We start from the raw sequence: 12,497 nt of genomic DNA, 5'->3' as shown, positions 1-12,497 counted from the left end.
GAGCATCCCCGGAAGCTTCCGCTCCCGAGGATGGCCTGTGCTGGTTCTATCTTGATCCTCGACGGCCGACCGTTACTTCGCGACTTTTTCGACGACCTTGACGACGCGGTCGACCCAGCCCTGCGGATCGATCTTGCCGATCGTCAGCGCGACCGTCGCGTCCTGCATCGCCTTGTCGACGTCCTGGTTGAACGTGACCGTCGGCACGACGACCGTCGTATCGGCCGTCAGGTAAGCCGCGGCTTGCTTGACGAAGTCCGGCGCGGCGGAGCTGCTGATGTCGCCTTTGATGTTGGACGGCGCGCCGCTCAGCTCGGCGAACTTGGACGCCTGGCTTTCGGAGAAGATGAACTGCAGGAACGCTTTCGCGGCTTCCTTGTTCTTCGCGTTTTTGGCGATCGCGACCGTGGAGGTCGACGTGTTGGCGACGACCTTGTCGCCCGCTTTTTGCGTGACGGATGGAATGAAGCCGAACTTGAAGTCGGCCGGAACGTCCTTGCTCATCTCGTTCGGCAGCCACAGGCCGTTCGGGATGTACGCGTCCTTGTTTTGCAGGAACAGCATTTGCGAGTCCGTATGGTTGATGGAGACGGAAGCCTTGTCGATGAAGCCCTTGTCGCGCAGCTCGACGATCTTGCCCAGCGCTTCCAGCACCTGCGGCGACTTGAACGCCTCGACCTTGCTGTCGCCCATGTCCTGCAGCAGCTTGTAGTCGTTGCCGTTGGCGGAGACGATCGCCGGGAACAGGAAGGAGCTGTTGATGTAGTACGGATATTTGCCGGTGTGGATGAACGGAGTCGTGCCGGCCGCCTTGATCGCCTCGGAGGAGCTGATGAACGTGTCCCAGTCCTTCGGCTCGGTCCAGCCGTTTTTCTCGAACAGCGCTTTGTTGTAGAAAATGCCCCACGAGTTCAGCACGAGCGGCACGTTGTACGTCTTGCCGCCGTATTGCGGAGGCTGCTGCGCCAGCAGGTCGAGGATCTTCACGCCGTCGACGTTCGTCGCCGTCTGCAGCCAGTCGGTCAGGTCCTCCAGCTGGCCGTCCTCGGCCATCTGGCGGTCGTTGAGCTCAGGACCGTCGATGTAGACGAAGTCCGGCGGCGTGCCGGCGATCCACTTCGGCTTGTTTTGCGTATTGATCTGAGGGCCGGCTTCTTCCTTGATGTTGAGGTCCGGGTTGGCCGCCTTGAAGTCGGCGATGACCTGCTTCCACCACTTGTCGCCATAACCGCCGACGAAATATTGGACCGTGAAGTCGCCGCTCAGCTTCGTCTCGCCGCCTGTGGCCGACGTGTTTTCCGCCGCCGCGTTCGTCGCCGAGTTCGTCGCCGGCTCATTGGCCGCTTCTCCTGTATTGCCGCTGTTGCCGTTGTTGCCGCCGCAGCCGGCGAGCACAGCCAGGGACATCGCGATCGCCATGGCGCCCGCTGCCGTTTTCTTTACCGTAAACGTCATCTTGGCTTAACCCTCCCGAATGAATTCTATTTGGCCGATGCCTCGTTGCTCCGACCGTTGCCGGCGAGCCATCCGCATACTTGTATCGTAAAGGGGATCGTCTGCACGCTCTATGGAATATCTTCCGTAAAATCTTTAGTATTTTATGATTTTTCATTTCATGATTTTGATGATAATCGTCATTTCATGCGAATCTATCGCTGGTTCTCCCGATTTCGGGTTCAAAAAAAGCCGTTCCCATAACCGGGAACGGCTCTTTCTCTCGTCTTCGTTCAGTCCTGCTTCACCGCGATCGTTTGAAGCTCCTCCAGCGCCGATTGCGGCGAGTATCGCCCTTGGAGCACGGCGCTGCCGAGCTTGCGGGCCGCGTCCATCACGTTGCTCCAGCGCGGCTGCTCGATCGGCACGAAGCGCGCGCCGTCAAGGTCGTCCAGGTTGGCGCGCATCTCCGCATCGGCTTCGGACAGCAGCCTTCCCGCCGACAGCGTCACCGGCAGGAACCCTTCCTGGCGCACCATGTCGGCATAACGCTCGTCCTCGTACAGATACTGGATGAAGGCGGACAGCGCGGCCGGGTCGGTATGGCCCGTCTTGAACGAGACGAGCACGTCCTGCACGCCGAACGTCATCGGCGGCTGGCCGTCCTTGACCGGAATCGGTCCCCTGCCCCATCGCAGTCCCGGGAATTCCTTGGGCACGACGGAGCTGAAATAATTGCCCGAGATCATCATCGCGAGCCCGCCGCCGCCAAGGATCCGCTGCTTCTCGTCCCGCGTCTTCAGCCACGGTTCGGCATCGGTGAGGCCGGCGTCGTACATCGACTTGAGCAGCTCCAGCCCCTCCACGTTGGCCGGCTGGTCGATCGCCCACCGGCCGTTCTTGATCCAGCCGCCGCCCGCTCCGTAAAAGAAATAGCTCAGGTAGGAGTGGATCTCGTTGTCGGTCATGTCGATGCCGAAGCCCTCTCCGTGCCCGCCCTCCCGGACGAGCCGCGCGTCCTCGACGAGCTCCGACCAGGTGCGAGGCGGTCCCGCGATGCCGGCTTGCTCGAGCAGATCCTGATTGTAGTACAGGCTGCGGACCGAGGCGACGTACGGAAGCGCGGCCAGCTGTCCTTTGTAGGTGTCGCGGGAGAGCAGCGAAGGCTGCAGGTTGTCGAGGAACGAGTCCGGCAGGATTTCTCCCAGATCGTTCAGCAGCCCGTCCGCCGCGAAATGCGCGTAGAAATTGGCGTTCAGCAAATCGGGCGGCTCGCCCTGCGCGAGCATGTTCGTGTAGACGCCGTCAAGAATGTCCCAATTGACGACCTGGAGCTCGACGCGGATGTCGGGATGGAGCGACTCGAAGCCGCTTACGATATCCTCGAGCAGCGGCTTCGTCTCCGTGCTGTATTCGGAAGCGACGAACTTGATGAGCGCTTGCTGCGGCTCCGGCTCGGTCACCTTGGGCGCGGGAGAGGACGAGGAGCAGCCTGCCAAGAGCGCGGCCAGAGCGAGCGCCCAGGCGGTCCGCTCGCTCCGCCGCCGGGCCGTCGTCCGCCGCGGAGCGGCAGCACCCGCCTGCCGCTTCGGCGCATGTTCGGGACGCTGCGGGCGCGCGGACCGCGGCGATGCTTTGCCGGCGACGTCATTCGTCATGGCATAGCGCCTCCTTTTCAACGGACGATGGATTCAAGAAACGAACGGAAACAGCAGCTTCTGATTCTCGGGCTCGTACATGTTGGCCGACGTGACCGTCGCGGACGGGATGTCCACCCACTGCGGACGCTTCCTGCCCTGCATGACGGCGCTAGCCGTCTCGACGCCGAGATACCCCATGTTGAACGGGTTCTGAACGATCAGCGCATGCATCCGTCCCCGTTCGAGCAGCTGGATCTCCGGCAGCGAGCTGTCGAAGCCGATCAGCTTGACGCTATGAGACAGTCCCTGATCCTCCAGGGCGCGAGCCGCGCCGCTCACCCCGACATCGGTCAAGGCGACGATGCCGTTCATGCCGGGATAGGCGACCGTAAGCGACTTGACCGTCCGATACGCCTGCTCCTCGGACTTGCCGACGTCGATCGTCCCGAGGCTGAACGCCTCTCCCGGCGGGAGCTTCTCCAGCACGCCCTGGCGGCGCTGGCTCGCCACGACGGAGTCGTCGTCGCTTGTGATGAAGGCGTAAACGGGCTTCTTGCGCTTGTCGGGAGCGAGCATGTCCGCCGCGACGCGGCCTTCCTCGACATGATCGCTGGAGACGTAGCTGTCATACGGATGGCTCAGCAGCGGCGTATCGATGACGATGAGCTTGATGCCGGCCTTGCGGCAGGCGTCCAGCTCCTCCGACAGCCGCTCCTCGGCTATCGGCGCGAGCACGATGGCCTCCGGCCGGGCCGCGATCGCCCCGCGCAGCAGCTCCTTCTGCTCCTCCGCCGCCTCCGCTCCGGTCGGACCGAGCAGCTCGAGCGCCACGTTCAGCTCCTTGGCCGCCGCCATCGCGCCCGAGCGCACCGTCTGCCAGTAAGAGCTGTTGACGTCCTTCGTCTGCAGGATGACGATGATGCCGCCTCCGGCATCGGCAGGCTCCGAGCGCTTCAAGCCGTTCCAGACGACGAGCGCGGCGAACAGCAGCAGCAGGAGCGGCAGCCACAGCTTCTTGCTTCCCATCGGCATGACCTCCTTCAACGGACCTTCGGTATCGTGACGGCGACGCAGGTTCCTTCGCCGGGCTCGCTCTCGATCGACACGCCGTAGCCGGCTCCGAACGTGAGGACGATCCGCTCGTTGACGTTGCTGACTCCGATATGGTCGCGTCCGTCGTTGTCGCGAGCGCTCGCGTTCAGGACCGCCTGCACCGTCTCCTCGTCCATGCCCTTGCCGTTGTCCCTCACCGTGAATCGGATGGAGTCTCCGTCCACCTCGGCGGCAATCTGCACCACTCCGCCTTCCGGCATGTTCTTGATGCCGTGATAGATCGCGTTTTCCACGAACGGCTGAAGCAGGATGCGGGGCGACTTGTACAGGTGCAGCTCGCGCGGGATGTCGATCTCGTAGTCCAGCATGTCCCGATAGCGCATCTTTTGAATCTGCAGGTAGCTGGCGATATGCTCCTGCTCGATGCGGATCGGCACGAGCTCGTCGTCCTTGGCGATGCTGGCGCGGAACAGCTTGGCCAGCGCCGAGGTCATCCGCACGACCTCCTCGTTCTTGCGCTGCTCCGCCATCCAGATGATCGAATCGAGCGTGTTGTAAAGAAAATGCGGATTGATCTGCGATTGCAGCAGCCGAAGCTCCGTCCGGCGCTTCGTCTCCTCGGTCTGGATGCGCTCGTCCATGAGGCGCTGCGTCTGGCCGACCATCATGTTGAACGTCCGCTCCAGCTGTCCGATCTCGCTCTGCTGCTCCACCTCGGCGCGCACCTCGAAGTTGCCTCGCTCGACCTGGCGCATCGCCGCTTGCAGCCTGCGGATCGGGCGGGTGATGCGATGGCTCAGCAGCAGGCTGATGAGCAGCGTTCCCGCCAGCGCGGCCGCGGCCCAGAGCAGGAAGGAGTTTCGCATCGCGTCCGGTTCGGCGATCAGCTCGCTGCGATAGGCGACGCCGACGATTTTCCAGCCGAAGTTGCTGTCCTGCACGGAATACAGCCTCTCGCCGGCGCCGTCATCGACGAGGAAGCTGCTTTGACCCGCGGAGAGGATGCGCTCGATCGGCTCCTCGCGCAGCTTGCTGTACAGCAGCTGCTGCTGGGGGTGGTACACGATGTTGCCGGCGCTGTCGACGATGAACACGTAGCCGCGCGAGCCGAGCTTGACGCTTCGGCAGATGTCGTTGATGACGTTGAGCTTGAGGTCGACGAGCGCGATGCCTTGGCCGGTCATTCCGTTGCTGTTCTTCAGCTCGCGGCTGAGCGAGACGACCCATTCGTAATCGCCGGAGACGACGTTCTGCACATGCGGCGCCGAGATGACCGAGCGTCCGCCGGCGCGCGCCGCTTTGACATACCAATCCTGCTCGCGCAGCTGCACGTACGGATTGAGCGTCGTCAGCCTGCGGTCGGATACGTTGCGGCCGTTATAGCCGAACACCATGATCGAGGCGATGTCCTTGCGGGTGTACAGCAGCGATTGGAACAGGTCGGAGATGCTTTTCTCGTAGGTGCGGATCTCCTCCCGGCTGAGGAAGGGATTGTCCGACAGATAATACTTGACGTCCTTGTTGGTGAAGATAAGCAGCGAGATGTTCTCCATGTTGTCGATATACGACTGGATGTTCTGGCCGACCTGCTGGATGACCTCGCCCAGATAAGCCTGGGAATTGCTCAGCACCGCCTCTTCCGACAGCTTGTAGCTGTTGAGGCTCGTGATGCCGATCGCCGCGAGGATCAGGATCGAGAACGCGGCCGAGATCGTGCCGTGGATCGTGCGGAGCGGCCGCAGCCCGCGCTTCAGCCAGTCGGGAGGCCGCAGCCTCGTCATGCCTGCCCTCTCGCCTGCTCGCGGTATTCGCGCGGGGACAGTCCGGCATGCTTCTTGAAGGCGAGGCTGAAGTAGTTCGGATCGGAGTAGCCGACCTGCGCGGCGATCTCGTACAGCTTCAGCGGCGTGTTCTCCAGCAGCTCCTTGGCTTTGGCCATGCGGATTCGCGTCAGGTATTCCACGAACGTCTCGCCGGTCTCCTGCTTGAACATCTGGCTGAAATAGCTCGTGCTCATCAGTGCCTGCCGCGAAATATCCGACAGGCTGAGCCGCTCGTCGGCGAAGTTGCGCTCGATGTAAAGCAGCGCTTGCCCGATCTGGCTGCGCCCGAGCCGGCTGCGGCTGTCCGCCGCCGCTTTGGCGCCTCGCGTCGCGAGGTCCGTCAGCCACCCGCCGACCTCATCCAGCGTAGAGAGGCGCTGCGCCTCGGCGAACAGCATGCCGGGGCTGTCGCCAAGTTCCTCTACGCCCATCTCCTGCAGCACGCTCAGCATCGTGACGAGCGCCCGCTGGATTTCCAGCTGGCAGGAGACGAGCGGAGCCCTGGACTGCTTGAGCCGTTCGGTGAAATCGCCGAAAAGCTGGCGCAGCTCGCCCGCCGACCCGGTCCGCAGCGCCGCTCCGAGCTTGCCGCTCCAGTCCTCGCCGGCTGCCGGCGGCGCCGCGCGCTCGCCTTCGAGCTCGACGATGCTCAGTACACGGTCGCGGCCATAGTGGAATCGGTAATCGAGCGCGGCGATGGCGCTCCGATATGATTCCGGCAGCTTCGCGAGGCTGTCCGCGGCCCGGCCGAACGCCGCCGACATCGCGTAGCCAAGGTAATGCTCGATCTCGCGGCGGATCGACCAGGCGATGCGCGAGGCTTGCTCGTACAGATCCGCAGGCGGCTGGCCCGACAGCAGCACGGCGATTCTTTCCTCGCGGGTGCGGAAGCAGATCGCCCCTTCGCGGGCGGCGATCTCCTCGGCGATGTTGAAGCCGGCGAAGCGCAGCAGCTCCCGATCCGGCTCGCTGCCGGCGGCAGGCCCGCCGTCGAAGTCGAGCAGCAGCGCGAGCAGCGGCGGCTGCAGCGGCGGCAGGCCGAAATAAGCCAGCCGCTCCTCGGCGTCCTGAGATCCGGCGCCGGTGGCGGCAAGCCGGTCCAAATACCGCTCCCGCAGCAGCGGCAGGCTCTGGCTCAGCTGGCTGCGCAGGCGGTCGACATCCTCCTTGCGGCGCCGCTCCTCGTCAAGCTCCCCGCGCAGCCGGTCGAGCAGCTCCCTGGTCTCGCTCGCGGTGATCGGCTTGAGGATGAAATCGTACACCTTCATGCGGAGCGCCTGCTGAGCGTAATCGAATTGGTCGTAGCCGGTGAGGATGATGATTTTGACGTTGGGATGGCTGGCCGAGATGGCCGCGCTCAGCTCGAGTCCGTCCATGAACGGCATGTTGATGTCGGTCAGCACCAAGTCGGGACGGAGGAGCTCGACCGCCTCCAGCGCATCCCGGCCGTTGGCGTAATCGCCCGCGAGCTCGAAGCCGTGGCTCGCCCAGTCGATCGTGTTCATCAGGCCTTCGCGGACGATCGGCTCGTCATCCACCAGGATCAGCTTGTACATGGCCGGCGCCTCCTGCAGCTGCTGTCGCTTGAATTTTTGATCGAATATGTAACCATACTGATCGTGACGATCATTTTTGTCAATATCGCGAAAAAAGCCGCCCGTTTGGGGCGGCTCGGAAGATGGGGTCGGCGGACAGGTCGGATGGAAGGTTCTACTTGAAAATATGCGCATCCAGTCCGCTCAGCTTCTTTTGCGTGCCGGCGCTGCCGTCGTCCACGTTCGGGAACACCCTCTCGACCATAGCGTTGAACTCCGCCAGATACGGCTGGATCGAGTGGCCTTGCTTCGCATCGTTGTCGTATTCCCGCATCCGGCTGAAGAAGTCCGGGTTGGCGGAGACGAACACCTTGTCGATGCCCGGCATGCTTTTGCGGACGGCGTCCGCGACCTGCGTCTTGAAGCCTTCGTTGAGGCTGCGGGCCATATAGATGTTGTTGTTGTCGGCGAGGCCGTTTTCCATATGGCCTCGGCGATTCGTCGCCGAAGCGCCGCCGTAGCCGTTGTAGCCGTTCGACAGCGAGCTGTAGCCGTTGTTTCCGCGCGACTCGCCCATGCGCCCATATTGGTCGATCGTGTTGTCGAACTTCCCGTCCATGCCCCGGCCCAGCCGTTCGTTCATGCGTCCCATGCTGCCGTCCAGCCGGTTCATCCCGCGCTCGAGGCTAAGTCCGTCGCCGCTTTTGGCAGACATGCGGCCGCTGTTCGAGCCCGTTCGGCCCGTATTGGAGGCGGCGTAGCCCATTTCGGTGCCCGAACGGGTATTGGTGCTGCCGACGATGCTCTCGCCTTTGAGGCCGACTGCGACATAGGCGTTGTCGTTGGTCGTAAGCACATAGGCGTCGCGCACGCCTTCAAGCTTCTTGACCGTGCCGGCGATCTGCCGATTCGATTTGAGGTTATAGTTGCGATGATTGCCGATGATGTTGTTGCCGTTCAGCTGACGCCCGTCGACGCGGTTCATCTCGTTCATGTTGTCGTCGGCGAAGCGCTTGTCGAGCAGGCGGTAGTTGCCGATGTTGTTGTTCCGGATGTTCTTGTTGCCGAGCTCGCCATGATGCGTTCCGCAGCCCGCCAGAGCCGTGCTCAACGCAACGCCGGCTGCAAGCACTTTCCAGGGATGCTTCATTCGAAAACCTCCATGTCATGGGCGTCCGCTCCGCTCGCGGAGACGGCTGTAGTAGTGTCGCCCCGCGGAGGCGGCCGTATCCGGGACAATCGCTGGGAAGGCGGCCAGTCCGAGCGAACTGGTGCACCCACGACCGAGTTGCTCGGAAAAACCGAGTAACTCTCCTCCAAATGGAGCGGATAACACCGAGTTGCGCGGAGAAACCGAGTAACTCCCCTCCAAATGGAGCGGTTAACACCGAGTTGCTCGGAAAAACCGAGTAACTCCCCTCCAAATGGAGCGGATAACACCGAGCTGCTCGGAAAAACCGAGTAACTGCAGCTGTAGGCCGAAAAAAACGGTTTGCCGCTGTTCTGAAGCTTGTTTCTCAAGCTGTAACCCGAATTTATCGGGTTGCGGCTGCTCGGAAGCTCGTTTCTCGAGCTGTAACCCGAATTTATCGGGTTAGGGATGCTCGTCAGCCCGTTTCTCGAGCTGTAACCCGAATTTATCAGGTTACAGCTGCTTGAAAGGGCGAACCTGTGAGCGGCGGTCTCGAAAGAGGATGGTGGAGGGTAGACGGTGGGAAGGTAGAGGATGGCGGAGCGAAAGGGATGGACCTTCTTGGAGAAGCGGAGCGGTTCCCTTGAAGGCCGGATTCCTTCCGCTAACGGAAAGGGAGATCAGAGGAATCTGGGCTTCAGCGGAATCGGAAAGAGGGTCCGTCCCTGGAGCGGCTCCAGCCACCTCACAGCGGCTCCAGCCCTCCTCCCAACAGCTCGCAAAAAACAGCCCTCCATAAATGGAGGGCTGTCCAAGTGGCCAAGCTACATCCGGCTCGGTTCAAGGATGAATTCAAAGGCATAATCCCGGTCGGAAGGAATGCGGAACTCCGGATGGACAGGCGCGCCCCAACTGTCGTCGCCGCCGACGCCAAGCTGCTTGGCCGCGACCGTCACGTTCGTGTAATGGACCGCAGGCAGCTCCCAGACATGGGCGGCGTTCTCCAGCTCCATCGCGCTGTGCGGGGAGACATTGCATTCCAGCGGCTCGGAAACGGCTGCGACCGCAAAGCCATTCCCTTGGGCATCCAGAACGTCCAGCCGGCGCACGCCGGTGCGGTTGCCCGACTCCTGCGGCACGAGGTAGCGGGACGGCAGCTCCGCCACCGCTCGGCTGAACGTGCCGAGCCGCGCGCCATGGCAGCGGTCGGAATAGTTCTCCTCCGGACCGAGCGCGTACCACTTCGTCTGGCCGTAGTCGGCCGACGTCTTGAACGTCAGCGCCAAAATCGGCAGATCCGCCAGTCCTTGCGCTCCCTTGTACTCCGTCCGCACGCGGATGCTGCCGTCGGCGCGGACCGTGTAGGCGACGGTCAGCCAGGCGCCCGGGGCCGTGCTGAACTCATAGCGGTAGGCGACCGTGACCGTACCGGCCTCCTGCGTCAGCTCCCAGCCCGTGCAGCGGCGGGCGACGCTCGCGGCCAGCCACGCTCCGTGCGTGTAGGCCAGCGCCGTGCCCTTGTCGTTGTCCGTCGTCGCCCGCCAGAACAGCGGCATCGGCGGCGACTCGATCACCTCGCGGCCTCCATAGCGGAGCGAGACGAGGCTATGCGCCTGCTTGGAGAACAGCGCCTGCCAGCCTCTTCCGAAAACGCCGATGTTCACGTCGCCTTCGACGACGTCGATCTCCCCGGCCGGCAGCGGCTCGGCAGCCTCGCGCTCGACGCGCGCCACCGACTGGCCGAACGCCACCTCATGGCCGGCTGCGGCCCAGAGCTGATCGTCCCGCAGCCGCAGCGACGCTTCGATGACGTATTCGCCCGGCGCCTCGGCGATGCCTTGCGGCAGGCCGCTCGGCACCTCGGCCTCTTCGCCCGGACCAACCTCGAGCGGAACGATCGCTTCATGGACCAAGGCTCCGTCGCGCAGCAGCCGGCAAGCCAGCTCCAGATGCCCGGTGCCGGCGAACAGCGAGCCGCTGCGCACCGAGATCGAATCGAGCGACGGCGTCAGGCGGTAGTTCTGGTAAAGGAACTTGACCTCCTGCATCTTGGGCGAGACGGTGCCGTCGGCATGCACGATGCCGTTGCCGCAGAAGCTGTAGTCCGTCGGACGGTCGCCGAAGTCGCCGCCGTAGGCGAGGTATTCTTTTCCGTAACGATCCTTGCGAATGAGCGCCTGGTCCAAGTAGTCCCAGATGAAGCCGCCCTGATAGAGCGGATACTTGTCCTCCAGCTCCGTATACTTGTGCATGCCGCCGACGGAGTTGCCCATCGCGTGCATGTACTCGCAGCTGATGTACGGCTTTTGCGGATCGTCGTTCAGATAGGCTTCGATGTCGGCCGGCTTGGCGTACATGCGGCTCTCCATGTCGCTCGTATCGTTGAACGCGCGGTTGTGGAACACGCCCTCGTAATGGACGAGGCGGCTCGGATCGCGCTCGCGGAAATAGTTCGAGACGTTCAGGATGACTTCGCCCGCGTACGACTCGTTGCCGCAGGACCAGATGACGATGGACGGGTGGTTCTTGTCCCGCTCCAGCATGCTGGCCGCCCGGTCGAGGACGATGTCCTGCCACTCCGGCAGGTCGCCCGGCACGTTCCAGGACGGCTCGACCGCGCCCATCTTCTGCCAGGAGCCGTGCGACTCCAGGTTCATCTCGTCGATGACGTAGATGCCGTATTCGTCGCAGAGCTCGTACCAGAGCGTCTGGTTCGGATAATGGGACGTGCGCACGGCGTTCAGGTTGTTCTGCTTGAGGATGCGGATGTCGCGCAGCATGTCTTCCTTGCCGATCGCCCGCCCGCTCCGGCTGTTGAACTCGTGGCGGTTGACGCCCTTGAAGACGATGCGCTTGCCGTTCACGAGCATCAGCTTGTCCTTCAGCTCGAAGCGGCGGAAGCCGGCCTTCTGCACGATCGCCTCGACCAGCTCGCCGCCGGGACGATGGATCGTGACGAGCAGCGAGTACAGCCGCGGCAGCTCGGCGCTCCACGGCTGCACCTCGCCCGCTTCAAGCACGGCGGCGATGCGGCCTGCTGCGTCCAGCGCGACCTGTCCGCTCTCGGCGACGACGGCTCCATGCGGGTCACGCAGCCGCAGCAGCGCGTAACTCCCGGCAGGGGCGGCGTCGGCCAGCCGGATCGAGGCATGCAGCGTGCCGAGGCGGTACGTATCGTCCAGATCGGCGCGCACCTCGAGGTCGACCGCATGGATGTCCGGCGTCGTATAAAGGTAGACGTCGCGGAAGATGCCCGAGAACCGCCAGAAATCCTGGTCCTCCAGCCAGCTGCCCGTGCTCCGCTGGTATACCGCTACCGCGAGGCGGTTCGCTCCGCCGCGGATATGCGGCGTCAGGTCGAATTCCGACGGCGTGAAGCTGTCCTCGGCATAACCGACGAACTCGCCGTTCAGCCAGACGTAGAAGGCCGACTCGACTCCCTGGAAGGAAATGAACGTCGGGCGGCCGTCCCAATCGGCCGGCAGCTCGAACTCCTTGACATAGCTCCCGACGGGATTGTGCTCCGGCAGCTGCGGAGGGCGGATCGCCTCCAGGCCGTCCCACGGATACATCGTGTTTACGTATTGCGGCTGACCCCAGCCTTGAAGCTGGATATGGCCCGGCACCTGGATGTCTCCCCAGCCGGCCGTGCTGAAGCCCTCGGCGTGGAAATCCGCCGGACGAGAAGCCGGATTGGCCGCGTAATGGAAGCTCCAGCTTCCATTCAGGCTATGGCGCATCTTCATCGGCGCCCCTGCCTCCGCCTCCTCCACCGTGGCGTAATAGCGGTGGTCCGAATGGGCATCCAGCCGATTCACCTTGAATACGGCCGGATCGGCCAGCCAATCCAGCGATGCTTGACGATCAGACATGTAGCGGA

Annotated in this window: 7 protein-coding genes; all 7 read right to left on the bottom strand. The window is 63.2% G+C overall.

Annotation, left to right across the window (positions count from 1 at the left end):
• Window positions 1–72: 72 nt before the first annotated feature.
• Window positions 73–1,455, bottom strand: coding sequence for an ABC transporter substrate-binding protein (locus B8V81_RS17765; RefSeq protein ID WP_101808886.1), 1,383 nt, complete (start codon window positions 1,453–1,455; stop codon window positions 73–75).
• Between the two features lie 272 nt (window positions 1,456–1,727).
• Window positions 1,728–3,092: an extracellular solute-binding protein gene (locus B8V81_RS17760; RefSeq protein ID WP_101808885.1), complete on the bottom strand. Its 1,365-nt coding sequence runs from the start codon at window positions 3,090–3,092 to the stop codon at window positions 1,728–1,730.
• Window positions 3,093–3,125: 33 nt separating this feature from the next.
• Entirely contained in the window at window positions 3,126–4,100 is a 975-nt protein-coding gene (locus tag B8V81_RS17755) for a substrate-binding domain-containing protein (RefSeq protein ID WP_028597772.1), read from the bottom strand.
• Between the two features lie 14 nt (window positions 4,101–4,114).
• On the bottom strand, window positions 4,115–5,908 hold the full coding sequence (locus B8V81_RS17750) for a cache domain-containing sensor histidine kinase (protein WP_052332999.1): 1,794 nt from the start codon (window positions 5,906–5,908) through the stop codon (window positions 4,115–4,117).
• A complete protein-coding gene (locus tag B8V81_RS17745; RefSeq protein ID WP_101808884.1) occupies window positions 5,905–7,506 on the bottom strand; it encodes a response regulator transcription factor in 1,602 nt (533 codons plus the stop codon). The genes B8V81_RS17750 and B8V81_RS17745 overlap by 4 nt, the downstream gene beginning before the upstream one ends.
• A 154-nt stretch (window positions 7,507–7,660) precedes the next feature.
• Complete coding sequence (locus tag B8V81_RS17740; RefSeq protein ID WP_101808883.1) at window positions 7,661–8,635, bottom strand: YhcN/YlaJ family sporulation lipoprotein; 975 nt, start codon at window positions 8,633–8,635, stop codon at window positions 7,661–7,663.
• Between the two features lie 806 nt (window positions 8,636–9,441).
• Complete coding sequence (gene lacZ, locus B8V81_RS17735; RefSeq protein ID WP_101808882.1) at window positions 9,442–12,489, bottom strand: beta-galactosidase, LacZ type; 3,048 nt, start codon at window positions 12,487–12,489, stop codon at window positions 9,442–9,444.
• Window positions 12,490–12,497: the final 8 nt, after the last annotated feature.

The organism is Paenibacillus pasadenensis (assembly GCF_002864175.1).
GTDB classification, from domain to species: domain Bacteria; phylum Bacillota; class Bacilli; order Paenibacillales; family Paenibacillaceae; genus Paenibacillus_O; species Paenibacillus_O pasadenensis.
This window is presented reverse-complemented; position numbering and strand designations above follow the sequence as displayed.

Bases quoted from the DNA above. Each gene is read 5' to 3' on its own strand.
- B8V81_RS17765 (WP_101808886.1), bottom strand. From the start codon at position 1,455: ATGACGTTTACGGTAAAGAAAACGGCAGCGGGCGCCATGGCGATCGCG.
- B8V81_RS17760 (WP_101808885.1), bottom strand. From the start codon at position 3,092: ATGACGAATGACGTCGCCGGCAAAGCATCGCCGCGGTCCGCGCGCCCG.
- B8V81_RS17755 (WP_028597772.1), bottom strand. From the start codon at position 4,100: ATGGGAAGCAAGAAGCTGTGGCTGCCGCTCCTGCTGCTGCTGTTCGCC.
- B8V81_RS17750 (WP_052332999.1), bottom strand. From the start codon at position 5,908: ATGACGAGGCTGCGGCCTCCCGACTGGCTGAAGCGCGGGCTGCGGCCG.
- B8V81_RS17745 (WP_101808884.1), bottom strand. From the start codon at position 7,506: ATGTACAAGCTGATCCTGGTGGATGACGAGCCGATCGTCCGCGAAGGC.
- B8V81_RS17740 (WP_101808883.1), bottom strand. From the start codon at position 8,635: ATGAAGCATCCCTGGAAAGTGCTTGCAGCCGGCGTTGCGTTGAGCACG.
- lacZ (WP_101808882.1), bottom strand. From the start codon at position 12,489: ATGTCTGATCGTCAAGCATCGCTGGATTGGCTGGCCGATCCGGCCGTA.